Annotated in this window: 31 protein-coding genes and 1 pseudogene; 29 read left to right on the forward strand and 3 right to left on the reverse strand. The window is 30.8% G+C overall.

Annotated features, from left to right (window positions below):
* Positions 1-145 precede the first annotated feature (145 nt).
* The 3 genes from RMO70_RS06910 to RMO70_RS06920 all read left to right on the forward strand — a co-directional run bounded on the left by RMO70_RS06910 (position 146) and on the right by RMO70_RS06920 (position 3,346).
* Positions 146-1,390, forward strand: a complete 1,245-nt coding sequence (locus tag RMO70_RS06910; RefSeq protein ID WP_310555693.1) for a site-specific integrase — start codon at positions 146-148, stop codon at positions 1,388-1,390.
* A 127-nt stretch (positions 1,391-1,517) separates the two neighbouring features.
* Positions 1,518-2,405: an NmrA family NAD(P)-binding protein gene (locus RMO70_RS06915; protein WP_310555694.1), complete on the forward strand. Its 888-nt coding sequence runs from the start codon at positions 1,518-1,520 to the stop codon at positions 2,403-2,405.
* Between the two features lie 20 nt (positions 2,406-2,425).
* On the forward strand, positions 2,426-3,346 hold the full coding sequence (locus RMO70_RS06920) for a helix-turn-helix transcriptional regulator (RefSeq protein WP_310555695.1): 921 nt from the start codon (positions 2,426-2,428) through the stop codon (positions 3,344-3,346).
* A 38-nt stretch (positions 3,347-3,384) separates the two neighbouring features.
* Here the strand turns inward: RMO70_RS06920 and RMO70_RS06925 are convergent, their stop codons facing one another.
* Positions 3,385-3,855, reverse strand: coding sequence for a MarR family winged helix-turn-helix transcriptional regulator (locus RMO70_RS06925; protein WP_310555696.1), 471 nt, complete (start codon positions 3,853-3,855; stop codon positions 3,385-3,387).
* 105 nt (positions 3,856-3,960) lie between these two features.
* On the opposite strand from RMO70_RS06925, the gene RMO70_RS06930 reads away from it, so the two are divergent.
* The 10 genes from RMO70_RS06930 (at position 3,961) to RMO70_RS06975 (ending at position 11,634) form a co-directional block, all read left to right on the forward strand.
* Positions 3,961-4,842, forward strand: coding sequence for an NmrA family NAD(P)-binding protein (locus RMO70_RS06930; RefSeq protein ID WP_310555697.1), 882 nt, complete (start codon positions 3,961-3,963; stop codon positions 4,840-4,842).
* Between the two features lie 32 nt (positions 4,843-4,874).
* The gene (gene folE / locus RMO70_RS06935; protein WP_310555698.1) at positions 4,875-5,474 is read left to right on the forward strand and encodes a GTP cyclohydrolase I FolE; all 600 of its coding nucleotides are present in this window, start codon (positions 4,875-4,877) and stop codon (positions 5,472-5,474) included.
* A complete protein-coding gene (locus RMO70_RS06940) occupies positions 5,475-5,687 on the forward strand; it encodes a hypothetical protein (RefSeq protein ID WP_310555699.1) in 213 nt (70 codons plus the stop codon).
* A 156-nt stretch (positions 5,688-5,843) separates the two neighbouring features.
* Positions 5,844-6,743 (forward strand): helix-turn-helix transcriptional regulator, encoded by a 900-nt coding sequence (locus RMO70_RS06945; RefSeq protein WP_310555700.1) that lies wholly within the window; start codon positions 5,844-5,846, stop codon positions 6,741-6,743.
* 93 nt (positions 6,744-6,836) lie between these two features.
* Positions 6,837-7,682, forward strand: a complete 846-nt coding sequence (locus RMO70_RS06950; protein ID WP_310555701.1) for an SDR family NAD(P)-dependent oxidoreductase — start codon at positions 6,837-6,839, stop codon at positions 7,680-7,682.
* Positions 7,643-8,035: an Atu4866 domain-containing protein gene (locus RMO70_RS06955; protein WP_310555702.1), complete on the forward strand. Its 393-nt coding sequence runs from the start codon at positions 7,643-7,645 to the stop codon at positions 8,033-8,035. The genes RMO70_RS06950 and RMO70_RS06955 overlap by 40 nt, the downstream gene beginning before the upstream one ends.
* Before the next feature lie 97 nt (positions 8,036-8,132).
* Positions 8,133-8,702: a Crp/Fnr family transcriptional regulator gene (locus tag RMO70_RS06960; RefSeq protein WP_310555703.1), complete on the forward strand. Its 570-nt coding sequence runs from the start codon at positions 8,133-8,135 to the stop codon at positions 8,700-8,702.
* Positions 8,703-8,780: 78 nt separating this feature from the next.
* Positions 8,781-9,518, forward strand: coding sequence for an SDR family NAD(P)-dependent oxidoreductase (locus RMO70_RS06965; protein WP_310555704.1), 738 nt, complete (start codon positions 8,781-8,783; stop codon positions 9,516-9,518).
* A 94-nt stretch (positions 9,519-9,612) separates the two neighbouring features.
* Positions 9,613-10,656, forward strand: a complete 1,044-nt coding sequence (locus tag RMO70_RS06970) for an aldo/keto reductase (RefSeq protein WP_310555705.1) — start codon at positions 9,613-9,615, stop codon at positions 10,654-10,656.
* A 63-nt stretch (positions 10,657-10,719) separates the two neighbouring features.
* The gene (locus tag RMO70_RS06975; protein ID WP_310555706.1) at positions 10,720-11,634 is read left to right on the forward strand and encodes a helix-turn-helix transcriptional regulator; all 915 of its coding nucleotides are present in this window, start codon (positions 10,720-10,722) and stop codon (positions 11,632-11,634) included.
* Between the two features lie 33 nt (positions 11,635-11,667).
* On the opposite strand, the gene RMO70_RS06980 is transcribed toward RMO70_RS06975, so the two are convergent.
* Positions 11,668-12,012 carry a helix-turn-helix domain-containing protein gene (locus tag RMO70_RS06980; protein ID WP_310555707.1) on the reverse strand — a complete coding sequence of 115 codons (345 nt, stop codon included), beginning with the start codon at positions 12,010-12,012 and terminating at the stop codon, positions 11,668-11,670.
* A 94-nt stretch (positions 12,013-12,106) separates the two neighbouring features.
* On the opposite strand from RMO70_RS06980, the gene RMO70_RS06985 reads away from it, so the two are divergent.
* The 14 genes from RMO70_RS06985 to RMO70_RS07050 all read left to right on the forward strand — a co-directional run bounded on the left by RMO70_RS06985 (position 12,107) and on the right by RMO70_RS07050 (position 23,957).
* Complete coding sequence (locus RMO70_RS06985) at positions 12,107-13,090, forward strand: aldo/keto reductase (protein ID WP_310555708.1); 984 nt, start codon at positions 12,107-12,109, stop codon at positions 13,088-13,090.
* A 609-nt stretch (positions 13,091-13,699) separates the two neighbouring features.
* Positions 13,700-14,776: a serine hydrolase gene (locus tag RMO70_RS06990; RefSeq protein WP_310555709.1), complete on the forward strand. Its 1,077-nt coding sequence runs from the start codon at positions 13,700-13,702 to the stop codon at positions 14,774-14,776.
* Between the two features lie 38 nt (positions 14,777-14,814).
* A complete protein-coding gene (locus RMO70_RS06995) occupies positions 14,815-15,903 on the forward strand; it encodes a hypothetical protein (protein WP_310555710.1) in 1,089 nt (362 codons plus the stop codon).
* A 69-nt stretch (positions 15,904-15,972) separates the two neighbouring features.
* Positions 15,973-16,569, forward strand: a complete 597-nt coding sequence (locus RMO70_RS07000) for a DJ-1/PfpI family protein (protein WP_310555711.1) — start codon at positions 15,973-15,975, stop codon at positions 16,567-16,569.
* A gap of 38 nt (positions 16,570-16,607) precedes the next feature.
* Positions 16,608-16,997, forward strand: a complete 390-nt coding sequence (locus tag RMO70_RS07005; protein ID WP_310555712.1) for a hypothetical protein — start codon at positions 16,608-16,610, stop codon at positions 16,995-16,997.
* Positions 16,998-17,017: 20 nt separating this feature from the next.
* The gene (locus RMO70_RS07010; RefSeq protein ID WP_310555723.1) at positions 17,018-17,371 is read left to right on the forward strand and encodes a VOC family protein; all 354 of its coding nucleotides are present in this window, start codon (positions 17,018-17,020) and stop codon (positions 17,369-17,371) included.
* Between the two features lie 121 nt (positions 17,372-17,492).
* Positions 17,493-18,020: a sigma-70 family RNA polymerase sigma factor gene (locus RMO70_RS07015; protein ID WP_310555713.1), complete on the forward strand. Its 528-nt coding sequence runs from the start codon at positions 17,493-17,495 to the stop codon at positions 18,018-18,020.
* Between the two features lie 77 nt (positions 18,021-18,097).
* The gene (locus tag RMO70_RS07020) at positions 18,098-18,979 is read left to right on the forward strand and encodes a PhzF family phenazine biosynthesis protein (RefSeq protein ID WP_310555714.1); all 882 of its coding nucleotides are present in this window, start codon (positions 18,098-18,100) and stop codon (positions 18,977-18,979) included.
* 146 nt (positions 18,980-19,125) lie between these two features.
* Positions 19,126-19,977: a methylated-DNA--[protein]-cysteine S-methyltransferase gene (locus RMO70_RS07025; RefSeq protein ID WP_310555715.1), complete on the forward strand. Its 852-nt coding sequence runs from the start codon at positions 19,126-19,128 to the stop codon at positions 19,975-19,977.
* 65 nt (positions 19,978-20,042) lie between these two features.
* Positions 20,043-20,798, forward strand: a complete 756-nt coding sequence (locus tag RMO70_RS07030) for an SDR family oxidoreductase (protein ID WP_310555716.1) — start codon at positions 20,043-20,045, stop codon at positions 20,796-20,798.
* The gene (locus RMO70_RS07035; RefSeq protein WP_310555717.1) at positions 20,799-21,500 is read left to right on the forward strand and encodes a 2OG-Fe(II) oxygenase; all 702 of its coding nucleotides are present in this window, start codon (positions 20,799-20,801) and stop codon (positions 21,498-21,500) included.
* A gap of 2 nt (positions 21,501-21,502) precedes the next feature.
* Entirely contained in the window at positions 21,503-21,751 is a 249-nt protein-coding gene (locus RMO70_RS07040; RefSeq protein WP_310555718.1) for an Ada metal-binding domain-containing protein, read from the forward strand.
* A complete protein-coding gene (locus tag RMO70_RS07045) occupies positions 21,727-22,338 on the forward strand; it encodes an alpha-ketoglutarate-dependent dioxygenase AlkB (protein WP_310555719.1) in 612 nt (203 codons plus the stop codon). The genes RMO70_RS07040 and RMO70_RS07045 overlap by 25 nt, the downstream gene beginning before the upstream one ends.
* 128 nt (positions 22,339-22,466) lie before the next feature.
* Entirely contained in the window at positions 22,467-23,957 is a 1,491-nt protein-coding gene (locus RMO70_RS07050; protein WP_310555720.1) for a hypothetical protein, read from the forward strand.
* On the opposite strand, the gene RMO70_RS07055 is transcribed toward RMO70_RS07050, so the two are convergent.
* Positions 23,934-24,101: a hypothetical protein gene (locus RMO70_RS07055; RefSeq protein ID WP_310555721.1), complete on the reverse strand. Its 168-nt coding sequence runs from the start codon at positions 24,099-24,101 to the stop codon at positions 23,934-23,936. The genes RMO70_RS07050 and RMO70_RS07055 overlap by 24 nt on opposite strands.
* A gap of 423 nt (positions 24,102-24,524) precedes the next feature.
* On the opposite strand from RMO70_RS07055, the gene RMO70_RS07060 reads away from it, so the two are divergent.
* Complete coding sequence (locus RMO70_RS07060; protein WP_310555722.1) at positions 24,525-24,830, forward strand: helix-turn-helix domain-containing protein; 306 nt, start codon at positions 24,525-24,527, stop codon at positions 24,828-24,830.
* A pseudogene (locus tag RMO70_RS07065) lies at positions 24,827-25,087 on the forward strand (transcriptional regulator); the annotation flags it as partial. The gene RMO70_RS07060 and the pseudogene RMO70_RS07065, both read left to right, overlap by 4 nt.

Consider the following 25,087-nt stretch of genomic DNA (forward strand, 5'->3'; position numbering starts at 1 on the left):
GGTAACCGATTTTTATCTCTTGGCTAGTATTTACAAGGCTTCCGAACCAGTTCATTAACCAGTTCAAAAAGTAGTTCACTATCTGAACATCTTGTGATATAGTCTTTTTAGAATTAAATTTAATAATAACTAAAAGGTTACTACGATGAAAACAAAAGTATCTATTCTCTTTTATGCAAAAAGAGCCAAAGCCAGTGTTAACGGTTTAGTGCCAATTTACACACGAATTACCATCAATGGCAAAAGAATTGAATTGAGTTCCAATAGATTTGTAGAATTGTCCAAATGGTCCACAGAAGCAGGCAAAATGAAAGGCAATTCAGAAGAAGCTCGTTCAATCAATAGCCATCTTGATATGTTGAGAATTCAAATTATAGATATGCAAATGGAATTAGTGCACAAGAAAATTCCAGTGACTACCGAAACACTCAAAAGCAAGATACTTGGAGTTGATGAACGCCAACGAATGCTAATCCCAATCTTCCAAGACCACAACAACAAAATAAAAGAATTGGTTGGGAAAGAATATGCACCAGGAACATTAGAACGTTACAAAACATCTTTAAGCCATACTATTGAATTCTTGCAATGGAAATACAAATTGTCTGATATTGAGATAAACAAAATAGATCACGCTTTTGTTACCGATTATGAATTTTGGTTAAGAAGCGTTAGGAACTGTGCCAATAATACAGCAGTAAAATATATCAAAAATTTCAGCAAAATAATTAAGCTTTGTCTGGCCAATGACTGGCTCGACAAAAATCCGTTTGCGAATTACAAATCGAAAGTTAAAGAAGTTGAGAGAGTTTATTTATCCGAAGAAGAAATTCAAAATATCATCAAAAAAGATTTCAAAACTGAAAGACTATCATTAGTTCGTGATATATTCCTTTTTAGCTGCTTTACTGGCTTGGCTTATATAGATGTCAAAAACTTAACCAAGTCGCATATAAGCATCGGTATTGATGGCGAAAAATGGATATTTACCCACAGACAGAAAACTGAAACCGCTTCTAAAATTCCTATCCTTCCAGTAACGCAAATGATTATCGATAAATACGCTGACCATCCAAAAAGCAATAACGAAGATAGACTTTTGCCAATATTAACTAATCAAAAAATGAATGCCTACCTCAAAGAAATAGCTGGCGTTTGTGAAATAGAAAAAGAACTAACCTTTCACATTGCCCGACATACTTTTGCAACGACTGTTACACTTACAAATGGTGTTCCAATAGAAAGCGTAAGTAAAATGCTAGGTCATAAGAACCTTAGAACTACCCAACATTATGCAAAGGTTTTGGATAAAAAAGTGAGTGAGGATATGAAAATTTTAAGAGATAAGTTTGCAATGATGTCAATACAAAAAGAACAAAAAATAATTTAAGAAAATATTTTTTATTCAAAAAATATATTATAAAAAACATTGAAAAGACTACTACAAAAGTTGATTTGGCTATTTTTAAGCTTTAAATGTTACTGAAATTTGCATCAATATTTAAACTTAAAAAAAGATGAAAATTATTTTAACAGGTTCTTTAGGGAACATAGGCAAACCATTAACACAAGAGTTAGTGCAAAAAGGACATCAAGTAACTGTTATAAGCAGCAATCTTGAAAAAATAACCTCAATTGAAAATTTAGGAGCAATTGCAGCTATTGGGTCATTAGATGATGAAGGCTTTCTTACAGAAACTTTCACAGGAGCAGATGTTGTTTATACGATGGTTCCACCTAACTACTTTGCTGAAGTTGATATTAGAGAATATTATCGTAAAACAGGTATTGTTTACAAGCAAGCCTTGAAAAAATCTGGAGTAAAACGTGTTATAAATTTAAGTAGTTATGGTGCACATTTAGACAAAGGAACAGGAATTATTTTAGGTTCTCATTATGTAGAACAAATCCTAAACGAATTATCAGATGTGGAAATAACACATATTCGACCTACTTATTTCTATTATAATTTACTCAATCTAATTGATATGATAAAAAATTCAGGGATGATTTTTGCCAGTTATGGTGGAGAGAAAAGTTTTGAAATGGTATCTCCGATCGATATTGCTGATGCTATTGTAAATGAAATAGAAATACCATCTACCCATCGAAAAGTTAGGTATGTTTCAAGTGATGAACTTTCAGGAAACGAAATTGCAAGTATTTTGGGGACTGCAATAGGCAAACCTGATTTAAATTGGATTGTCGTTTCTGATGATGAAACACGCAAAGGTTTTTTAGACAGCGGTTTTCCTGAACTTCTTTCAAATAATTATGTTGAAATGTTTTCAAGTCTGAATAGCGGTAAATTAGCAGAGGATTATAAATTGAATAAACCAACAGTTTTAGGGAAAGTAAAATTTTCAGATTTTGTAAATGATTTTGTAACCGCCTATAATTTATAATAAATATTTATTTTTGAGCAATGAAAAGCAATCCAATTCATAGATTTAAAACCATTAGCGAGTACCATCGACAACGAGGGTTACCTCAACCCGAACATCCGTTGATTAGTTTAATCAATTTTGAAGAAATGCAGTATTTGGGAGAAGATAGTCCGGTGAGTTGGTCTATGGATTTTTATTCCATTGCATTAAAAAGAAATATTAATGGGAAAATAAAGTACGGTCAACAAAAATACGATTTCGATGAAGGCGTTTTGTTTTTCATTGCTCCAGGACAAATTTTCAGTATAGAAGTTGAGAAAAATAAAGTTTTAGAAACATCAGGTTGGATGTTACTTGTCCATTCTGATTTTTTATGGGGAACAAGTTTGGTCCAAAAAATAAAAAAATACGACTATTTTGACTATTCAATAAATGAAGCTTTGTTTCTTTCCGAAAAAGAAGAAACAAGTTTAATAAACATTTTGCAAAACATCAAACAAGAATACCAATCGAATATTGATAAATTTAGTCAAGATTTAATTATTGCACAATTGGAATTGTTTTTAAAATATGCTGATAGATTTTACAACCGCCAGTTTTTAACTAGAAAAATAAGCAATCATCAATTATTAAATCGGTTGGAAGAGTTATTAGACAATTATTTTGAAATGGATGATTTAAATGCTAAAAGTTTGCCTTCTGTAAATACAGTTGCTCTAAATCTAAATGTATCGCCCAATTATTTGAGTTCGATGCTCAAAGTATTGACTGGACAAACTACTCAACAGCACATTCACAATAAATTGATCGAAAAAGCAAAAGAGAGATTATCAAATACAAATTTATCAGTTTCAGAAATTGCTTTTCAGTTGGGTTTTGAACATTCACCATCATTTAGCAAATTGTTTAAAGCAAAAAGCGGCGTTTCTCCTTTGAAGTTTAGAAATTCCTTTAATTAAAAAATAGACTTTAAAATGATAAAACGGAAAGTTTAGTATTATTGATTGGTATTCAAATCCTCGTGGTAATCTATCATTTTACTTAAAACTTCCATTGTTATACTAAATTTTTCTTCCCCAACTAAATCTATGTAATTGTCAATTAAATCGGATAATTTTTGATTTGAAGTTGTAACAAATTCTTTACCATCGTCAGTTAAATTAATTCTGTTACTTCTTTTATCATTATTTATAGTTTTGGAAGTTATCATACCAATTTCTTCTAATTCTTTTAAAGTTCTACTCATTGCTTGTTTAAAAACTAATGATTTTTTTGATAATTCACTGTTAGTATTGCCTTCTGGACTAATATTAAAAATTACAGGCATAAATGACAATTTCATATCAACCTTTTCAGGTTTAATATTATGTTGAGACCAAACATCAAAATGCTTTTTCGCAATACAAATTAACCTTCCAAAGTTGTCTTTGTCGTCATATTGAACAGTAATCTCTTTATTCTCATTCATCTTGAAATATTTTTTACAAAGATATAAAAATAATTATAGTAAACAATGTTGTCTATTTAGTAAACAATGTTTACATTTGCATTAAATAATTTAATTCAAAAAAAAATGAAAAAGACAATTTTAGTAGCAGGAGCAACAGGCAACCTTGGAGGTCGCATAGTAAAAGCATTGGTAAAAGAAGGTGCAGCAGTTAAAGCGATAGTTCGTAACGGTAGTGATCCAAAGAAAATTGAAGCATTAAAAAATCTTGGTGTTAGTGTAATACCAATAGATATGACTAACATTTCAGAAATTGCGGCAGCTTGTGTTGGCGTTTCTTGTGTAGTTTCTGCATTTGCAGGATTAAAAGAGATAATTGTTGATGGACAAAAAAATCTTTTGGAAGGTGCAATTCAAGCAGGTGTACCTCGTTTTATTCCTTCTGATTTTTGTACAGATTATACAATAATTCCAGAAGGAGAAAATAGAAATTTTGATTTAAGAAAAGAATTCAAAGAGCATTTGGATAAAAGTCAAATTAAAGCAACTTCTATATTCAACGGATGTTTTACAGACATTTTAAGATACAACACACCATTGTTTGACACAAATAACAAAACCATTGTGTACTATGACGATAAAATGGACTGGGAAATGGATTTTACTTCAATGGACGATACTGCTGCTTTCACGGCATTAGCATCTTTGGATGATGATGCACCAAGAGATTTAAGAATTGCAAGTTTTAGAGTAAGTCCAAATGATTTAGTGCAATTAAGCGAACAACACAAAAATCAGAAATTTGAACTTGTAAAAGGTGGTTCTATGGAAGGTTTTTCAGCCTACAACAAAAGTCAAAGAGCGGCAAACCCAAAAGGCGAAATGGAATTATATGCCTCTTGGCAACAGTCGCAATATGTTTACAGTATGTTTTTGGCAAACCACTCAAGTCTTGATAATAACAGATTTCCAAATTTACATTGGGCTTCTGTTGAAGAAAATATTTAAAAATTAATTTCAAAACACAGTTAAATTCATCAATGATAAGTTACAAAAAAATTGACCAATACAACACCGAGAAAACAATTGAAATTGCAGAAAGTTTCAAAAACATAATAGAGAATTTAGGTGAAGATACAAACAGAGAAGGTCTTGAAAAAACGCCTGAAAGAGTTGCTAAAGCATTCCAGTTTTTAACACACGGATATGAATTGGATCCTTTAGAAATTTTGAAATCTGCATTGTTTACAGAAGATCATAAGCAAATGATTGTAGTTAAGAACATCGAAGTCTATTCTATGTGCGAACACCATATGTTACCATTTTTCGGAAAAGCACACGTAGCCTATATTCCTAATGGTAAAATAGTTGGATTAAGCAAAATTCCTAGAATTATTGAGGCTTTTGCAAGAAGGCTGCAAGTGCAAGAACGATTGACAGACCAAATTAAAGATTGCATTCAGGAGGCTTTAAAACCACTTGGTGTGGCTGTAGTTATTGAGTGCCAACATATGTGTATGCAAATGCGTGGCATTCAAAAACAAAATAGCGAAACCACAACCTCTTCTTTCACTGGAGCATTTGAGAAAGATAAAACTAGGAAAGAATTTATAAGTCTAATTTCTAACAAATTTAGTTAAATGGAAATTTTGGTATTTAAAACTAATGTAACAACAAAAAAAGAAGTAATTTCAATAAGTCAATTATTAGACAACATAGTAGGAAGCCTCTCTTGGAATTTTGATTTAGAAGATGTTGATAATATTTTTAGAGTTGAAATTGATAGTAATAAAGCTTCAGAAATAATTTCACATTTTAATTTATGCGGTTTTCTTTGTGAAGAATTACAATAAAAAAACCACACTTTTTTGATAAATCTAATATCGAATAAGTGTGGTTTTTGCAATTAAAATTGTTTGGCAACTCTTTTAAAGTAAAACCAATATCTCATCTTTAGAGTTTTGCTATACTATAATTAATATTCTATTTGATTTTTATAACTTTGTCAAATGGAAAAAACAGAAACACTTGAAGATTTTTATTTGACAAAAGTAAAAGGGATGCCCGAAAATCTCAAAAAAGAGATTGGACATTTTAATGTTTTTAAACTGGATGATTTTGTTGGAAAAAAAGCTAAACCAGTTCCATATAGCCGAAAAGATTTTTATAAAATTAGTTTGATCATTGGAAAAAATAAAGTGCATTATGCCGATAAAATAATAATCATTGAAGAGCAAGCTTTATTATTTGCCAATCCACAAATCCCATATAATTGTGAACAAATTGACGAAATACAAACAGGTTATTTTTGTATTTTCACAGAAGCTTTTTTCAATCAGTTTGGAAATTTAAAAGACTATCCTTTGTTTCAACCTGCGGGAAATCCAATTATCTCTATATCTACAGAAGAAGCCGAATTATTTAAAAAATTATTTCTAAAAATGTTTGAAGAAATAAATTCTGATTATGCTTTTAAATATGATGCTATTAGAAACCTTGTTTTTGATGTTATTCATTCTGCTCTAAAAACGCAACCAAGTGCAACTTCTTTATATAACAAATCGAATGCTGTCGTTAGAGTTTCTTCACTTTTTATGGAATTATTAGAACGTCAATTTCCAATCGAATCAATAGCGCAACAAATTACTTTTCGCTCACCATCAGCATTTGCAAATCAATTAAACATTCACGTAAATCATTTAAATAAAGCATTAAAAGAAACAACAGGCAAAACTACATCGCAAATTATTGCTGAGCGAATTACGCAAGAAGCAAAAATTTTACTCAAACAAACCAATTGGAATATTAATGAAATCGCTTCGTGTTTGGGCTTTGAAGAGTTATCTCATTTTATAAATTTTTTCAAAAAAGAGGTTCAACTTTCTCCGAAAGCTTACAGAATTTCATAAATATTTGATTTTTGTAACTTATGATTTGATTTATTCAATTCTATCAACTTGTTCCAGCAATACCTTTGTACCATAATTAAATAAATAAAAAATATGGAAAATAGCAAAGTTTGGTTTATCACTGGTGCTTCTAAAGGACTTGGATTAACATTAGCAAAAAAATTACTGGCACAAGGATATTCAGTAGCTGCAACATCTAGGAATAAAGAAGCATTGATTGAGACTATCGGAAATGCGTCTTTAAATTTTCTACCCTTGGAAATGGATTTGGTCAATGAAAAAAGTGTCAAAAACGCAATTGAAGTTGCAATCAATCATTTTAAAACAATAGATGTTGTAGTAAATAATGCTGGTTATGGTCAGATTGGTACATTGGAAGAATTAACAGACAAAGAATCTAGAAAAAATTATGATGTAAACGTATTTGGATTATTAAATGTGGTCAGAAATACGATGCCTTATTTACGTGCCAACAAATCAGGTCACATTTTCAATATTGCATCGGTTGGTGGCTATTATGGTGGTTTTGCGGGTTGGGGAATCTATTGTTCCACTAAATTTGCTGTTGCAGGATTAACAGAAGCTTTAGCAGCAGAAGTAAAATCTTTTGGAGTAAAAGTAACTTTAGTTTACCCAGGTTATTTCAGAACCAATTTCCTTTCGGAAGAATCTATCATAATTCCCAAAAGTCCTATTGATGAATATGAAGAAGCCAGACAATCACAAATATTACATCAAAATCAAATAAACGGAAATCAACCAAATGATCCTGAAAAAGCAGCTGATGCATTAATTGAAATGGCAAAAGAAGAAAATCCAGCATTGCATTTATTTCTAGGTGCTGATGCGCTAGAAATGGTAGAACAGAAAATCAATATTATCAAAGTTGAGGTTGAAAAATGGAAATCTACCAGTTTATCAACAGCTTTTATAAACTAATAGAAATCAATTTGAATTTAAAATTAGACTTTTCAGGTGTTGCAGTTTTCCTTTTAACGATAGTATTTTTTTCCTCTAAAGATGCTATAAACAATAGTCAAAAAATGGATAATGAAAATAAATATGTAGGTATGTGGGTTACTAAAGATGGCTATATCAGACACGAATTATTACCCAATAATCGATATGATGAAGCTCGCGGAAATCGTAAAAGTGCCTATCAAGGCGACTACAAAATTACTGTGGATCATATTGATTATAAAGATGATACTGGTTTTGTTGCCGATGGTGATTTCAAGAATGATATTTTATACCACGCAGGTATGATATTGTACAGGGAGAAAGTGCAATAATTTTTTCATCATTTTTTTTGATTTTAGAATTCATTTTATAAAAAACTTTTTGCCAAATGACAAATTTCGTAAAAACATCTTTCACTAACTTGCGACTATGAAAAATTTTATAGACTATATCTTACAGTTTGGAAATTTAAACCAACAACAAGTTGAGTTAATTTCAAAAAAAGCAACTGAATTAAACCTTCAAAAAGATGATTATTTTCTAGAAGCTGGAAAAGTTTCCAAACAGTTTGGCTTTATTATAGATGGAATTACACGAGTTTCATATTACAACAACAAAGGCGAAGAAATTACTAAATATTTCATCGAAGAAAATAATATTCTAGTCGATTTAGAAAGTTTTGAAAACGAACTTCCTTCCATTGCATACGTTCAAGCCATAACCGATTGTAAAATGATTGTTTTTTCGAAAAAAGATTGGCAAGAACTGCTCAATACGATTTTGGGCTTTGATGCCATCGTATTTAAAATTATTTCAAAAGCATTGCTTCAAAAAATAGAAAGAAGAAGTTCTATAGTTTCAGAAGATGGAACTACACGTTACTTGGCTTTTTTAGAAACCTATCCCAATCTTGCAAATCGTATTCCGCTATCGTACTTGGCTTCTTATTTAGGTATGACGCAATCTTCGTTAAGCAGAATTAGAAAAAATATCCGATAATTTGCTTTTTGCCAAATGGCAAATGATTTCATTTTTAATCGATACAACTTTGCAATATTAATTTTAAACAAAGTAAAGATGAAAACCGTATTAATTACAGGAGCAAACAGAAGCATTGGTTTAGAAACCGCCAAACAGCTTTCAAAAAAAGGATTATTTGTCTATTTAGGCTCTCGTGACCTTCAAAAAGGCGAAGCAGTTGTAAAAGAATTAAACGAAAATGGATACGAAAACATCAAAGCCATTCAAATTGATGTTACAAATCTTGATACCATTGTAGCAGCCAAAAACAAGATTGATAACGAACAAGGTAAATTGGATATTTTAATAAACAACGCAGGAATTAGCGGAGTATTTCCACAATCAGCTATTGATACAGATGTTTCTGTTTTTAAAGAAGTCTACGAAATTAATCTGTTTGGTGTAGTGCAAGTAACGCAAAATTTTATAGAGTTATTAAAAAAATCTGACCAACCACGAATTACCAATTTAACTTCTGGTTTAGGTTCGCTGACATTACATAATGATCCAACTTGGCAATATTATGATATTAAAGCAGCTATTTATAATTCATCAAAAGCGGCACTAAATATGTACACTATTACTTTGGCTTATGAATTACGAGAAACTAATTTCAAAGTCAATGTTATTGATCCCGGTTTTACCGCAACTGATTTCAATCATCATACTGGACCAGGAACTGTAGAAAGTGCAGCAGCATTTGTAGTGAAACATACTGTAACTGATGATAATGCACCAACTGGAAAATATTTTAGCAACGATATAAAAGATGGAACTGAAATAAGTCCTTGGTAAAATAAAAACCCATTTTGGATACAACTAACTTCATTTTGGAAACTTTAAAATTTTACATACTGCGCACCTTTGTACTTCACAAATAACAATAAAAATGAAATACAAAATTTTAGGCAACACAGGATTAAAAGTATCAGCACTTTGTTTAGGTACAATGAATTATGGCGGAAAAGGGTTTTTTGGTTATATGGGAAATTTAGACCAAAACGAAGTCGATGAACAAATTAGAACCGTAACCGAAGCTGGTGTAAATTTTATCGATACAGCCAATATTTATTCTGAAGGATTATCCGAAGAAATGATTGGGCAAGCCATAAAAAATCTATCGCTAAATAGAGAAGATTTAGTTTTAGCAACAAAGGTTCGTGGTGCTGTTGGAAAAGGGCAAAATAATTTAGGACTTTCTCGCAAACACATCATTCAAGAAGTTGAAGGAAGTTTAAAACGATTGAAAACTGATTATATTGATTTGTATCAAATACATACTTCCGATCCTTTAACGCCAATCGAAGAGACAATTAGGGTTTTAGATGATTTAGTTCAAAGTGGAAAAATTCGTTATTTCGGAGCAAGTAATGTTTCGGCTTGGCATTTGATGAAAGGGTTAGCATATTCTGATTATAATGATAGAAATAGATTTGCATCGTTACAAGCCAATTATTCATTAGATACTCGAGATATTGAAAGAGAAATAATTCCGTTATTGACCGACCAAAAAGTAGGTTTAATGGTTTGGAGCCCATTAAGTGGTGGTTTACTTTCTGGAAAATACAAACGAGATTTACAAGGAGCAAAAGGTAGATTGAATGATTTTCCTTTTCCACCATTCAACGAAGAACGAGCTTATGATATTTTGGATGTTTTATATCCAATGGCAGAGCAAAAAAACGTTTCTGTGGCACAATTGGCATTGGCTTGGTTAATGCACCAGCCAGTAGTTTCAAGTGTTATTATTGGAGCAACTAAACTGCATCAATTGCAAGACAATTTAAAAGCGGTTGATGTTATTTTTACTTCCGATGAGTTAAAAAAATTAGATCAAGTTAGTAAATTGACACCTCAATATCCTGGTAACGTTATCGAAATAATGACTTCTGACAGAAGTGCCGGACTTGATTTTTTAAAAGGTGAAATTTAAAATAGTTGAAACAAAAAGAGAAATTTTATCATTTCTCTTTTTGTTTTTTAAGAACTTTACATAATGAAAAAAGAAGCAATAAATATAAAGACAATCAATTCAGTTTCTGAATTGCATCGGTTGCTGTCTTTACCAAAACCTTCGCATCCTTTGATAACTTTAATAAATCACAGTGATGTTTCAACAATATCAGATGAAAACAAGGAAAGATTACTTTTAAATTTTTACAATATATCAATCAAAAGAAGTTTTCAAGGTCAAATGAAATATGGTAAAAACTATTATGATTTTGATGAAGGTACGATGTCTTTTGTTGCACCAAATCAGGTTATTGCTATCGATGAAGACGAAAACAGAAATAAAGATGGTTGGTCATTACTTTTTCATCCTGATTTAATTCGAAACTATCCGTTAGGGAAAACCATTAAAAATTTTGGGTTTTTTAATTACGAAGTAAACGAAGCTTTGCATCTTTCGGATGAAGAAGAAAAACTAATTGAAAATTTAGTTCAAAATATTGAAAAAGAATACCAATCAAGAGTTGATACTTTTAGTCAAGATGTAATGGTTTCCAATCTCGAATTGTTATTAAATTATTGCAATCGTTTTTATAACAGACAATTTACAACTCGAAAAATGGCAAATAACGATTTGCTCTCTAAATTTGAAAATTTATTGTCCGATTATTTTGAAGATAAGTCAAAAATGGGCTTGCCAACAGTTACTAATTTAGCAGAACAATTGAACCTGTCACCAAGTTATTTGAGTGATATGTTGCGAACAGTTACGGGACAAAACACCCAACAACACATTCATAATAAACTAATTGAAAAAGCCAAGGATATTTTAACAACGACTAATTTATCTATTAGTGAAATTGCTTTTGAGTTGGGATTTGAATATCCACAATCATTTAGTAAATTGTTTAAAGCAAAAAGCGGAGTTTCTCCTTTGGAGTATAGAAAGTCGTTTAATTAGTATTCTTTTGTAAATCAATTCTGGTTGTATTTTTCAATCCTCTTTTATCTTATCTCTATGTTGTTTTCCCCAAGCTGCCATTGAATCTACGATTGCTTTTGCGGTATAACAATACTCACTAATTTTATATTCAACAAGTACTGGCGAAGTATTATAAACAGTTCTAACAACCATTTTATTGACTTCAAGCTCTTTTAACTCTTTTGAAAGTACACGATTAGTGATTTTTGGAATAAATGCTTTGATGTCTGTAAACCTACTATTTCCTTGTTTTATAGCTATGATTATTGGCAATCTCCATTTGCCACCAAATACATACAAGGTGTCTTGGACATACATAATCATATTCTTTGTTATTTTTTCGTTTTCGCTTGTCATATCATTTATTATTGGTATCCTTTAGTATATCGGTATCAAATGTATACTTATTAATTGATAATTTTGCATTGTAACAAATTTTAAATAAAAAATTATGCAAAAAAGAAAATTAAGAGATTTAGAAGTATCATCAATCGGCTATGGTGCGATGGGTTTGAGTATGGGATATGGTGCTACTCCAGAAAAAGAAGAAGCAGTAAAACTAATTCAGAAAGCGTACGATTTGGGTTGTACATTCTTTGATACTGCCGAAATCTATGCAATGGGTGCCAACGAGCAATTGGTTGCAGAGGCGTTAAAAAGTGTTCGAAATAACGTTGTTATTGCTACCAAATTCTTATTTAAAAAAGATTGGGAAGGGAATACAACAGAACGCTTAATGCAAGAATTAAGAGGTCGATTAGAAAATTCTTTGGATATGCTTGGCACCGATCATATCGATTTATATTACCAACACAGAGTAAATCAAGACATTCCTGTTGAGGATATTGCTTACTGTATGGGTGAATTTATAAAAGAGGGTAAAATATTAGGTTGGGGTCAATCACAAGCTACTGTCGAAGAGATAAGACGAGCGCACGCAGTAACTCCATTAACAGCTATTCAAAGCGAATTTTCGATTATGGAGCGTATGTATGAAAAAGATGTAATTCCAGTATGCGAAGAACTTCGTATTGGTTTTGTTCCATTCTCTCCATTGGCAAGTGGTTTTTTATCTGGAAAATTAAGTTCAGAAACTAAATTCACAGGAATTGATGCTAGACGAGTGATTACTCGTTTTGAAAAGGATAACATCATTGCAAATCAACCATTATTAGATTTACTTCATCAATTTGCAAATGCAAAAGAAGCTACGCCAGCACAAATTTCTTTAGCGTGGATGCTTCACAAAAAAGATTTTATAGTGCCAATTCCTGGATCAACAAATGCTACAAGAATTACTGAAAATTTGGGAGCAGCAAATGTATTATTGACAGATGCTGAATATGCAAATATTGAAACAGAACTAGCTAAGATTCAAATTCACGGTAACAGAACCGATGAAGATATGATGAAATTATGGTCACTAAAAGATTAATTAATTAATGTCTATTTGAAATTAAGCCTACTTAAAAGAGTAGGCTTTTTTTTGAATATCTTTGAATAACCCTTCGCAGTGCTCGACATAGTTTTGCAACGACTGTAACACTTACAAATTGTGTTCCAATAGAAAATGGAAGTAAAATGCTGGGACGCAAAAATTTGAGAACAAAGCAACATTATGCAATGGTTTTAGATGAAAAAGTAAGTGAGGATATGAAGATTTTAAGGCATAAGTTTTGAAATATCAATGATATGAAAAATAATGAAGAGAATATAACACAAAATTTACTTCATAATTATAAGTATAAATTAAGTGTCAATATAAATTATATAAATCAGCAAGTTTCGGATTTTATATGATTTAATTTAATCCAACATTTGCATTATAAAATTTAAAGAAAATGGTGGAACAGCAAAATATCAATTATAATAGAATTGCAGAAGTAATTGATAATATTAAAGTAAATTTCAAAGAGTAATCCAATCTTGATGAAGTAGCAAAGAAAATCAATTTAAACCCTCTTTTCTCTGCAAATTAGGTCGCTATTGTTTACGAATTAAACCTTTCTTAAAAAAATTAGTCTAACTTTAAAAATTAATTATTATGAAAAATTTGAAATTACTATTATTATTTTTATTACCATTAGTAAGTTGTAACAATGATGATGAAGAAACAGTAGCGCCAATTATCACAAATGATGCTATGTATTTCCCCTCAAATACTGATACAAATTGGGAAACAAAATCTCTTGCTAGTTTGGGTTGGAACCAAAGTGCTGTTCAACCTTTAAAAGATTATCTAATCCTAAAAAATACAAAATCTTTTATAATTCTTGTTAATGGTAGAATTGTTATGGAAGAATATTTTAATGGTCACGCAGCTAATACATCGTGGCAATGGAATAGTGCTGGCAAAACACTTGTGTCAGCCACAACAGGAATTGCTCAACAAGAAGGACTACTTAATATTAACAATAAAGTGTCAGATTATATTGGTACAGGCTGGACAAGCGAACCGATAGACAAAGAAAATCTAATAAAAACAAAAAATCTTCTTACAATGACATCTGGAATTAGCGATGCTAGTAATTTAGTAATCACCTCAAATTTGACTTATGTTGCAGATGCTGGCACAAGATGGGCATATGGAAATGTTTTTCAAAAATTAATGGATGTAGTTGCTGGTGCAAGTAATCAGAATTTTGAAACTTATTTTGACTCTAAACTAAAAAACAAAATTGGAATGGATGGCTTTTGGAATAATGGAATAATTTTTAAAGTTTATAATAGCAATTCCCGCAGTATGGCGAGATTTGGACTACTGGCACTTAACAAAGGAAAATGGAAAAATGAAACAATATTAAATGAAACTTTTTTTAATGAAAGTACAACCACTTCACAAAACATAAATCCATCTTATGGCTATTTGTGGTGGCTGAATGGCAAATCGTCTTTTATGATTCCAGGAAGTCAAAATGTATTTCCAAACGCTTTAGTGTCAAATGCACCAGCTGATATGTATGCTGCAATGGGTGCCGAAGATCAGCGCATTTATGTAATTCCAAGTAAAAATATGGTTATTATACGAATGGGTACTGCATCTGACCCAGGGAATCCAACTTTTGCTGTTTCTGGATTTGACAATGAACTTTGGCTGAAAATAAACGATGTAATAAATTAAAGAAAATAAATTCCAAAAAATAACGAAACTCCTGAGTTATGAAACTATTTCAAATCATTTTTTCAACCGTTTTTATATTTATAAGTTCAGGATGTTCAAATAACAAATCTGAAGTAATTAATAATAAAAAGCAAGGACTGATTGGGCTTTCACTTTTATTAAAACAAAATTCACAGCAAGGTCTTCAAGGGGTTCTTGAATCTGTAAACGAAGTTACATCATTGGGTATTAATTTATTTGGGATGTCGCCAGAATGGACAGATTTGGAATCCTCGCCAAACACATTTTCATTTCAAGATCAAATTGTAAACCCTTTAACACTTACAGACCCTGATAAAACAAAGTTCAAAAGTTATATTCTTGTTTTGAAAATGATTGATAGTAACCGAAAAATACTTCCAGAAGACATTGCTTCACTTTCATTTGATAATCCTTTAACAATAAATCGTTTTAAAAGCCTTATCGATAATCTCTCGACTTTGCCTTCGCTTAAAAGGGTTTCCCACATACTTATTGGGAACGAAGTAGATGGTTATTTAAGTTCAAATCCAGCAGCACTTAATGCATTTTTAACTTTTTATCAAGAGGCTATAAATGAAATTCATTCAAAAATACCTTTTGTAAAAGTTGGTACTATTCTTACTTTCAGTTCTGTGGTTAATAATCCTACTATTTTTAATGCACTTGCACCACCAAGTGATTTTATTTGTTACACATATTATCCCACCAATGAAGCATCACCAAATTGGCAAATGCTTCCACCATCCAATACAATTGCAGATATTAACCTTATGGCTCAAAAGTCTGGTAACAAGCCGTTTGCTATTACAGAAATTGGATATCCTTCATCAGTTGAAAATAATTCATCTGAAATTTTACAAGAACAGTTTGTGGAAAATATGTTCAATGCTTTAAGCACATACAAAGATAATGGCAAATTGGATTTTATCTTTTATCACGGGCTATATGATTATCCAACAGGTTTCTGTAACCAATATGCTCAGTCACAAAATATAGACCCAACTTATTTATGCGGTTTTATGAACAATCTTGGATTGAAAAGTTATGAGACAGGAGTACCGAAAGCATCATATCAAACATTTATAGATAAACTGGCAACTTGGTAAAATAAAAATCTTGATACATAGGTGGCAAACATATAAGAAATAATCATAATTCAACTGAAGTAATTTACTATGACAGAAGTATTAGTTAAAGTAGGAATTTTAATTTTCAACGAAGTAGAAGTGTTAGATTTTGCAGGGGCATTTGAAGTTTTTAGCTTGACAACAACATTAGATAACAAAAAACTTTTTTCAGTCTCAACAATCAGCGAATCAGGTGAAATAATTTCGACAAGAAATGGATTACAGATATTACCAACTTTAAGATTTTCTGACAACAGCGATTTTGACATACTTATTATTCCAGGAGGTTATGGTGCAGAAGAAATAGAAATAAAAAATATTACTTTATTAAATTGGATAAAGTCACAAAAAGTAAAAATTTTGGCATCAGTATGTACTGGTGCATTTCTTTTGGCGGAATGTGGTTTGCTTGACAATAAAAAAGCAACCACACATTGGATGGATTTAGATAGATTAGAGAGAGAATATCCGGCTATTAATGTCATAAGGAATGTTAAATTTGTTGATGAAGAAGAGATTATCACTTCTGGTGGCATTTCGGCGGGTATAAATATGTCATTTCATATTGTAAAAAAACTCTTTGGCATTGAAATAGCAAAATGGACCGCAAGAAGAATGGAGTATGACATTGACATACAAGAATAATGTATCGAACTAAAATAGATTTACTAAATATTTATAAAATGAAAAGACAATTATTTTTAACAATCGCATCAATCATTGCATTTTGTGTAGGACTTTTTGCAATAGTATTTCCAAATATTTTATTAGAAAGTAAAGGAGTTGAACCATTTAATGGCTCAATAGTTTGGACAAGAGAAACAGGTTTATTACTTCTTTGTATTGGTATAATTACATTCCTAATTAGAAAACACGAAACTTCTGCAACTTTAAAAGTATTTCTATTTGGAAATATCCTAATTCAAGTTGGGCTATTTGCAATCGAATTACTGGCATATTTCAATAATGTAATTACAAAATTATCAGGAATAATTCCAAACTTGACAATCCATATTTTGTTAGCAATCGGATTTTTTTACTTTTGGAACACAATAAACAAAAAAAATAACTGAAAATGAAAATAAATAGAATGATGACAAATATCTGTTCGTTACAAATATCTGAAAGTAGAGATTTTTACACGAAACTATTTGACTTCGCGATAGACTATGATAGCGAATGGTTTGTTCATTTGATATCAAAAGATAAACAGTTGGAGCTTGGTATAATTGAAATGAATAGTGAGATAGTTCCAAAAGATATAAGAAAAGAACCAACGGGAACTTATATAACATTTGTAGTTGATAATGTTGATGAAGTTTTTGAAACAGCAAAGAAAAACAAGTATGAAGTCATTCAAAGTCCTGAAAATACATTCTATGGACAAAGAAGAATGCTTTTAAAAGACCCTAATATGTATATTATCGATATTTCATCACCTATATAAATTACTATGGTAAAATTTGGCTACACAATTCTATAGGTTACAACTTATCAAAATCAATTGAGTTTTATAGACAAACTTTAACTAATTATTTGATGTTTAAAACATTTTAAATGCGACAAAAATGAATAAGCAAATTGAATTAATTTGGACAGATTTACACCAGGAACTAAAAAAATTTATTTTTAGTAAAGTAAAGAATATGGATATTTGTGAAGATATTTTGCAAGACGTTTTCTTGAAAATTCAACTTAATATTAATACACTTTCAGACTGTTCCAAACTTACATCTTGGGTCTATCAAATAACAAGAAACGCAGTAGCTGATTATTACCGTAAAATTAAATTAGATACCCGAATTGATAAATTTGACTTAGCAGAGCAAGAAAATGAAGAGCCACTTTATGTTTCATTAAGCAATTGCATTAATCAGAAAATAAACAACCTATCACCAAAATATAAACAGTCCATATTATTAACTTATTTCGACAATTATTCTCAAATTTCACTAGCGAAAGAATTAAATATTTCCTATTCAGGAGCCAAGACCAGAGTGCAAAGAGGTCGAGATAAATTAAAAGAACTTATTGTAGATTGTCCAAATGTTGAAAAGGATAACAAAGGCAATCTTATATCATTTGAAAACTCATAAAATTAAATTTGCGTCTTTTTTGCAACTTCTTCGTCTATTGATTGTAAGTATTTTAACAATCTAAATTAAATTTCAAAATGGACAATTTTCAAAAAATAGAAGTGCAAATCATTAATGCCTTTGTGGACAATCAACAAGGCGGAAACCCAGCAGGGGTTGTTCTAAATGCTGATAATCTAACCAATGAACAAAAATTAAAAGTGGCTTCAAAAGTCGGACTTTCTGAAACTGCTTTTGTTTCAAAATCAACAATGGCTGATTATAAACTTGATTTTTTTACGCCTACCAGACAAATAGCCCATTGCGGACACGCTACCATTGCTACATTTTCTTATTTATCACAATTAGGATTAATTAAAAATACTAAAACTTCCAAAGAAACAATTGATGGGACAAGAGAAATTCTATTGCAAGGAGAATTAGCATTTATGGAACAAAAATCACCAACCTACGTTGATGTTAAAGAGCAAAAAGAAAAAATAGTATTTGCTTTAGGTTTAACAGAAAATGAGGTTTTAGCAAATGCACCTATTCTGATTGTTAATACAGGAAACTCATTTGCAATAATACCAGTGGCAAATGAAGATATTTTGAAAAATATTGTCCCTAATTTTGATTTAATTACTGAAATAAGTGAAAACCTTGATTTAATTGGTTTTTATATATTTTGTTTAAAAACTGATGAAACAGCAAGAGATGTCAATACTAGAATGTTTGCACCAAGATATGGAATTCAAGAAGAAGCAGCAACAGGAATGGCAGCAGGTCCGCTTGCTGGATATTTGTATGATGTACTTAAAATTAAAAAAGACCAGTTTTTAATCCAGCAAGGTTGGTTTATGAATATACCTTCTAAAAGTTTAATTATCGTCAATTTATCGATAGAAAATGAAAAAATTACAAAAATTATGGCTGGTGGAAAAGGTATATCAATGAATACAAAAATGATTGAAATTTAAAGTAGTGGTAAATGAAGCTCCAATATTATTTTTTTATATACATTAAATGGAATAAAAAAGTAAAAAAATGATTTAGTAAATTAGCAAGTTTCGGATTTTATAAAACTAAATTTATTTCAACCTTTGCTGTATAAAATTGAAACAAAATGACCGAACAACAAAACATCAATTATAATCGTATTGCAGAAGCCATTAAGTATATAAAAGCGAACTTTAAAGAGCAACCCAATCTTGATGAGGTTGCACAAAAAGTCAATTTAAGTCCGTTTCATTTTCAAAGAATTTTTAGCGAATGGGCAGGCACAAGTCCAAAGAAATTTCTACAGTATACAACCGTAGAATATGCAAAAACATTGTTAAAAGAAAATCAAGCTACACTTTTTGAAACAGCATACGAAACTGGACTTTCAGGAACAGGACGTTTGCACGATTTGTTCATAAATATTGAAGGAATGACGCCTGCCGAATATAAAAATGGCGGTAAAGATTTAGCCATAAATTATAGTTTTGCAGAATGCCAATTTGGAAATATTTTAGTAGCATCTACCGAAAAAGGAATTTGTTATATGGCATTCGCTGATGATGAAATTATTGCATTTTCAACAATGCACAATCATTTTCCAAAGGCGAATTTTAGACAAATGGTTGACTTAATTCAACAAAATGCGCTCAATATTTTTACCCACGATTGGACAAAATTAAACCATATAAAACTGCATTTAAAAGGAACAGATTTTCAACTAAAAGTTTGGCAAACATTGTTGAAAATCCCGATGGGACAATTGACAACCTATGGAACTGTAGCCAATAAAATTGAAAATCCAAACGCTTCAAGAGCAGTAGGAACCGCCATTGGTAGTAATCCTGTTGCATTTTTAATTCCTTGCCATCGAGTAATTCAATCCACTGGAGTATTTGGTGGTTATATGTGGGGCAATACAAGAAAAACAGCTATTATTGGCTGGGAAGGCACAAAAACACATCCAGTATTTATTTAGCAAGTTTCGGGTTTTATGGCAACTCAACTATATGAATATTTGCATTATAATTTAAAACAAATAAAATGCAAAAATTAAAAAACAAAGTAGCCTTAATTACAGGGGCAACAAGCGGAATTGGTAAAGCAACTGCACTTGATTTTATCGAAAACGGAGCAACAGTAATTATTACGGGTCGTTTTCAAAACACTATTGATGAAACTATTAAAGAATTAGGACTTAATGCCAAAGGGATTGTGTCCGATGCAGGAAAAATGTCAGATTTATTGGAACTCAATAGTAAAGTAAGAACTCTAACTCCACAAATTGATGTTTTGTATGTCAATGCGGGTTTTGGAAAATACGCATCAATTGAAACTATTAATGAAGAACATTTTGATGAACAATTTAATGTAATTGTAAAAGGTACATTATTTACAGTTCAACAAATTTTACCGTTAATGAAAGAAGGTAGTTCTATAATTTTAAACACATCAATCGTAACTGAAATTGGTATGCCAAATTCTGCTGTCTATTCTGCTGCAAAATCAGCGGTTCAATCTTTTGTAAAAACTTTTGCAGCCGAATTAGCTTCAAAGAAAATCAGAATAAATGCAGTTAGTCCAGGTCCAATAAATACAAATTATTTTGAGAGATCAAATCTAACTCAAGAACAAATTGAAAAATTTGCTGGTTCTGTATTTCCTCAAATTCCACTAGGACGTTTTGCACAACCTTCGGAAGTTGCAAAAGTAGTAACTTTTCTTGCTTCTGATGATGCTTCATTTATGCACGGATCAGAAGTATTTGTTGATGGTGGTTTTCCTAAAATTAAAATATAAATGAATAGAATTTCAGACATCAATTGGCAAATTGTAACCGAAGAAATGCACGAAAAAGGATATGCTATAATTCCAAAACTTATTTCTAGCGAGCAATGCACAGAATTGATAATTGAATATAATAACCCAAATTCTTATAGAAAAACGGTAGTGATGGAACGCTACCGTTTTGGTTTGGGAGAATACAAATATTTTAATTATCCGTTGCCAGATCTTATTCAAAATATTAGAGAAAGCGTTTATCCAAAATTGGTTCCAATTGCAAATGCTTGGATGAAAGTACTAAATATCCCTACAATATTTCCACAAACACATCAACAACTTTTAGAACAATGCAACGACAATAATCAAACAAAAGCAACAGTTTTGATTTTGAAATATGGCAAAAGCGGACACAACACATTACATCAAGATTTGTATGGCGATGTGTATTTCCCAATTCAAACCGTTTTATTTCTAAATGAACCTGATGAAGATTTTACAGGTGGAGAATTTGTACTAACCCAACAAACGCCGAGAGCACAATCAAAAGCTATAGTATTAAAACCAAGGAAAGGCGATATGCTCATTTTTACAACTAATTTTCGTCCAATAAAAGGGAGCAAAGGGTATTATCGGGTAAATATGAAACACGGTGTAAGTGAAATTCATAGTGGAGAACGACACACATTAGGAATAATTTTTCACGATGCATTGAGTTAAAAATGATACAACACATTGATATAACCGATAGCGATTTAAGAAGTAAAATCAAACTAAAAGAAATTTGTTTTGGTGGAAATAGAAATTTAAAAATATATGGAACTTTACAATGTAAATCTGGCAAACGATTGAAACGAAAAAATAGAGTATTCTTTTCATCAGAAAACGAAGCTATTAATAAAGGATTTCGACCTTGCGGACACTGTATGAAAACAGAATATAAAAAATGGATTTATTTAACAACGAAATAGACAGCTTAAAAAACATATTGCCCAACGATGGTACAGTAAATTATTACGGTAAACTTTTGTCTAACAAAGACGCAAATCAATATTTTGATGGTTTAATGAATACTATTGAGTGGAAAAACGATCAAGCGATTATCTATGGGAAACTCATAATTACCAAACGAAAAGTTGCTTGGTATGGTGAGGCTAACTTTGAATACACTTATTCTAATACTACCAAACGAGCATTGCCTTGGACAAAAGAATTATTAGAATTGAAAAGTATTGTAGAAGAAAAAACAGGCGAAAAATTCAATTCCTGTTTGCTCAATTTATACCATAATGGTGATGAAGGAATGGCTTGGCAAAGTGATGCGGAAAAAGATTTAAAGAAAAATGGAGCAATCGGTTCATTAAGTTTTGGAGCTGAACGTAAATTTGCTTTCAAGCACAAAGAAACTAAAGAAACCGTTTCACTAATTTTAGAACACGGAAGTTTATTAGTAATGAAAGGCACAACACAAACGAATTGGTTTCACCGACTACCACCAACTAAACTAATAACAAAACCAAGAATAAACTTAACTTTTAGATTTATAGATAATGAATAAAAAAATTTACACTTTAAGAAATCAAAAAAAAGTTTGACAAAATTCGCAATTCAAAAAAATTTTTAAAATTGGTATTTCTGTAAAGATTTATCCTAAATCAATCGATACATATTCTCCTAACTTTATATATGAAACAAAAGTATATTCTTGAAACCTATGACCAGATTTTAAAAGAAATCAAAAATCCTAAATTAGTTTTTGATAATGATTTTGTGGCTTTTCTTGCAAATTGTTCCGATGAGAGTTTTTTGATTTACAAAGTTGATTTTGTCAAGCAAAACGGTAAAATAAATTATACAATAAAAAAACCAATACATAATTTACATCCAAAAGTTGCAGAAATGGACTGCATTGAATGTGAACCAATTTTAGAGTTTGAAGAGTTTATTCCCGAAATTTTAAACGAATTAGAAATTAATCAGCTCGATGTAAATATTAGATGGCGTTCCAAAAATGATAACAATTCATTATATATTTTAGAGGAAATCGAAATTAGTAATTTATCAAATGAGCATCGATTTTTTCTTTATTGCTACCATTCTTTAAAAAGTGAAAATGATAAAATCAAGAAAATAAATAAGGAAACTATTTTCAATTTTAAATCTAAAGAAAGGGTTGAACAATACATTCACAAAAAACAATACGCTCTTGAAAATTTAGCAAACAGATTAATCAAAGACATCAACCCAGTAAATTCATCAAACATTTATCGGTTTTCCACAAATTATGACAAAATTGATTGTTTGAAGATAACATATATTTATTTAGAAAAGTTGTTGCGTTTTATAGAAAAGGAATTCAAGAACTACCTCAACGTAAACATCCAAATACCTTACCGTTCAATATTAGTTAAAGAATTTGAAATTACAGACAAATTAAAAGAACTCAAATCACGATTATTAGGCAGCAATATCAATGATCAATTATTGAAGTTGGTTTACGAACCCTTACTGAAAATTGCCACAATCAACATTCAAGAAAAACTAACGTATTACGATTTCAATTATTGTTCCGATTTTATTTCAGTTTTACACCATCAAATAGATTTCGAAAACAGCACAGAAGATGCAATAAAAGAATGTTTGATTGAATTAAATTTCAATTCATTACAGTTTTTCAAATACCTAACTTTCGATATTTTAAAAGAATTGGAAACACAAGAAAACAATATTCAAAAGATAGATGTATTGTACCGATTACTTAAAAATTACAACCAAAAACAAAGCAGAAGTTTTTTAAAATACAAAGCAAACTTGCCACCATTAAAAGAGCAAATTATTAGTTGGATTGAAGAAGAAATAGAATATTTAACCAAAAAAATCAAACTCGAAGCCAATCAATTGACAAACATTTCTAACAATGAAGAAAAGATAAAATTTTTAACAGGTTTATCAGTGGCACAATTAAGTTATTTCTTTGGATTATTAATGGAAGTCGGAATTATAAAGCATAAAAATCAAACCGATGTATTTCGATTTATTTCCGAAAATTTTAAAACTAATCATTCCGAAAAAATTTCTGTTGATAGTATAAAAGTGAAATATTACAATGTCGAGAGCAATACTAAAAGTGCGGTTCGTGGGAAAATTTTAGAATTAATCGAGCTCACGAAGTTCTAAAACTTCTCGCATCATTCTCCAGCCAAAGCCAGCCATTCCAAGCAGTATTTCGTCTTCAATTTGGAGTAATGAAGTAAGGTTTGGAATTTTGTGCAATTCCATAAATCGTTGCAATTCGGGACTAATTATAGTTTCATTTTTCATAGTCATATCTTTTTAAGATATACGAAAAAATCCCATTTTGGTTTTGGTACAAACGACAGCGTGGGACATCGATCACCAGCAACAGAGGTACTGGCAAGCACCCACAGCTCCAATAAACCGAGCCCACGCATAGCGTAGGCGAACAGTTTATTTGTAGAGCTTGTTTTGAAATCTTTGCCGGTTTTCTGTTGCTCGAAATAACTTTCGCAATATATTTTATAGAGTTTAAGCTCTATTTTTATTCTTAATGCAAATTTAGTCATAATTGAATGTAATTTGCAACCTAAAACTCATAAATAAAAAATATTTTAAAAAAGATTGGTTGATTTTATTGGGTTTTGTTGGGGGTTACGGAACCCCTGTAACTGTTTTGGTATTACTTTATTATTTCTCTTTGTCAAAAATATTTAAAACCAAATTATTATGGCAATCGAAGTTATCACTCGCGAAGATTTAAACGAATTCCGTACACTTCTTCTTTCCGATTTAAACGCAATGTTTAATTCAAAACCACAGCAGCAAAAACAATGGCTAAAATCTACAGAAGTCAGAAAGTTGCTAAACATTTCTCCAGGTACTTTACAAAATTTACGAATTAATGGAGTGTTATCTTATACCAAAGTTGGTGGGATAATTTTCTATGCGTACGCAGATTTACAGAAAGCTTTAGAAACCAACAAAGTCGAAGCAACTCCCAATTTGTTCAATCCTAAATGGTTGGTAAGATGAATTACATCAAACATCTGACAGGATTTTTCAATCGAATCTCGAATGAAGAATCACTCAATCCAACACATATTAGTTTGTATTTAGCACTTTTTCAATGTTGGAATGTCAATCGATTTAAAAATCCTATCACAATTTCTAGAGATGAAATGATGAAAGGAAGCAAAATCGCATCAAAAGCAACCTATCACAAGTGCATTAAGGAATTGCAACGATTGAAGTTTTTAGATTATTACCCATCGTACAATCCGTATTCCGGA

The sequence above is a fragment of the Flavobacterium sp. genome (genome assembly GCF_031422135.1).
Classification (GTDB): Bacteria; Bacteroidota; Bacteroidia; order Flavobacteriales; family Flavobacteriaceae; genus Flavobacterium.

Excerpts from the sequence above, each read along its gene's own strand:
- RMO70_RS06910 (WP_310555693.1), top strand. The coding sequence starts at position 146 with ATGAAAACAAAAGTATCTATTCTCTTTTATGCAAAAAGAGCCAAAGCC.
- RMO70_RS06915 (WP_310555694.1), top strand. The coding sequence starts at position 1,518 with ATGAAAATTATTTTAACAGGTTCTTTAGGGAACATAGGCAAACCATTA.
- RMO70_RS06920 (WP_310555695.1), top strand. The coding sequence starts at position 2,426 with ATGAAAAGCAATCCAATTCATAGATTTAAAACCATTAGCGAGTACCAT.
- RMO70_RS06925 (WP_310555696.1), bottom strand. The coding sequence starts at position 3,855 with ATGAATGAGAATAAAGAGATTACTGTTCAATATGACGACAAAGACAAC.
- RMO70_RS06930 (WP_310555697.1), top strand. The coding sequence starts at position 3,961 with ATGAAAAAGACAATTTTAGTAGCAGGAGCAACAGGCAACCTTGGAGGT.
- folE (WP_310555698.1), top strand. The coding sequence starts at position 4,875 with ATGATAAGTTACAAAAAAATTGACCAATACAACACCGAGAAAACAATT.
- RMO70_RS06940 (WP_310555699.1), top strand. The coding sequence starts at position 5,475 with ATGGAAATTTTGGTATTTAAAACTAATGTAACAACAAAAAAAGAAGTA.
- RMO70_RS06945 (WP_310555700.1), top strand. The coding sequence starts at position 5,844 with ATGGAAAAAACAGAAACACTTGAAGATTTTTATTTGACAAAAGTAAAA.
- RMO70_RS06950 (WP_310555701.1), top strand. The coding sequence starts at position 6,837 with ATGGAAAATAGCAAAGTTTGGTTTATCACTGGTGCTTCTAAAGGACTT.
- RMO70_RS06955 (WP_310555702.1), top strand. The coding sequence starts at position 7,643 with ATGGAAATCTACCAGTTTATCAACAGCTTTTATAAACTAATAGAAATC.
- RMO70_RS06960 (WP_310555703.1), top strand. The coding sequence starts at position 8,133 with ATGAAAAATTTTATAGACTATATCTTACAGTTTGGAAATTTAAACCAA.
- RMO70_RS06965 (WP_310555704.1), top strand. The coding sequence starts at position 8,781 with ATGAAAACCGTATTAATTACAGGAGCAAACAGAAGCATTGGTTTAGAA.
- RMO70_RS06970 (WP_310555705.1), top strand. The coding sequence starts at position 9,613 with ATGAAATACAAAATTTTAGGCAACACAGGATTAAAAGTATCAGCACTT.
- RMO70_RS06975 (WP_310555706.1), top strand. The coding sequence starts at position 10,720 with ATGAAAAAAGAAGCAATAAATATAAAGACAATCAATTCAGTTTCTGAA.
- RMO70_RS06980 (WP_310555707.1), bottom strand. The coding sequence starts at position 12,012 with ATGACAAGCGAAAACGAAAAAATAACAAAGAATATGATTATGTATGTC.
- RMO70_RS06985 (WP_310555708.1), top strand. The coding sequence starts at position 12,107 with ATGCAAAAAAGAAAATTAAGAGATTTAGAAGTATCATCAATCGGCTAT.
- RMO70_RS06990 (WP_310555709.1), top strand. The coding sequence starts at position 13,700 with ATGAAAAATTTGAAATTACTATTATTATTTTTATTACCATTAGTAAGT.
- RMO70_RS06995 (WP_310555710.1), top strand. The coding sequence starts at position 14,815 with ATGAAACTATTTCAAATCATTTTTTCAACCGTTTTTATATTTATAAGT.
- RMO70_RS07000 (WP_310555711.1), top strand. The coding sequence starts at position 15,973 with ATGACAGAAGTATTAGTTAAAGTAGGAATTTTAATTTTCAACGAAGTA.
- RMO70_RS07005 (WP_310555712.1), top strand. The coding sequence starts at position 16,608 with ATGAAAAGACAATTATTTTTAACAATCGCATCAATCATTGCATTTTGT.
- RMO70_RS07010 (WP_310555723.1), top strand. The coding sequence starts at position 17,018 with ATGACAAATATCTGTTCGTTACAAATATCTGAAAGTAGAGATTTTTAC.
- RMO70_RS07015 (WP_310555713.1), top strand. The coding sequence starts at position 17,493 with ATGAATAAGCAAATTGAATTAATTTGGACAGATTTACACCAGGAACTA.
- RMO70_RS07020 (WP_310555714.1), top strand. The coding sequence starts at position 18,098 with ATGGACAATTTTCAAAAAATAGAAGTGCAAATCATTAATGCCTTTGTG.
- RMO70_RS07025 (WP_310555715.1), top strand. The coding sequence starts at position 19,126 with ATGACCGAACAACAAAACATCAATTATAATCGTATTGCAGAAGCCATT.
- RMO70_RS07030 (WP_310555716.1), top strand. The coding sequence starts at position 20,043 with ATGCAAAAATTAAAAAACAAAGTAGCCTTAATTACAGGGGCAACAAGC.
- RMO70_RS07035 (WP_310555717.1), top strand. The coding sequence starts at position 20,799 with ATGAATAGAATTTCAGACATCAATTGGCAAATTGTAACCGAAGAAATG.
- RMO70_RS07040 (WP_310555718.1), top strand. The coding sequence starts at position 21,503 with ATGATACAACACATTGATATAACCGATAGCGATTTAAGAAGTAAAATC.
- RMO70_RS07045 (WP_310555719.1), top strand. The coding sequence starts at position 21,727 with ATGGATTTATTTAACAACGAAATAGACAGCTTAAAAAACATATTGCCC.
- RMO70_RS07050 (WP_310555720.1), top strand. The coding sequence starts at position 22,467 with ATGAAACAAAAGTATATTCTTGAAACCTATGACCAGATTTTAAAAGAA.
- RMO70_RS07055 (WP_310555721.1), bottom strand. The coding sequence starts at position 24,101 with ATGAAAAATGAAACTATAATTAGTCCCGAATTGCAACGATTTATGGAA.
- RMO70_RS07060 (WP_310555722.1), top strand. The coding sequence starts at position 24,525 with ATGGCAATCGAAGTTATCACTCGCGAAGATTTAAACGAATTCCGTACA.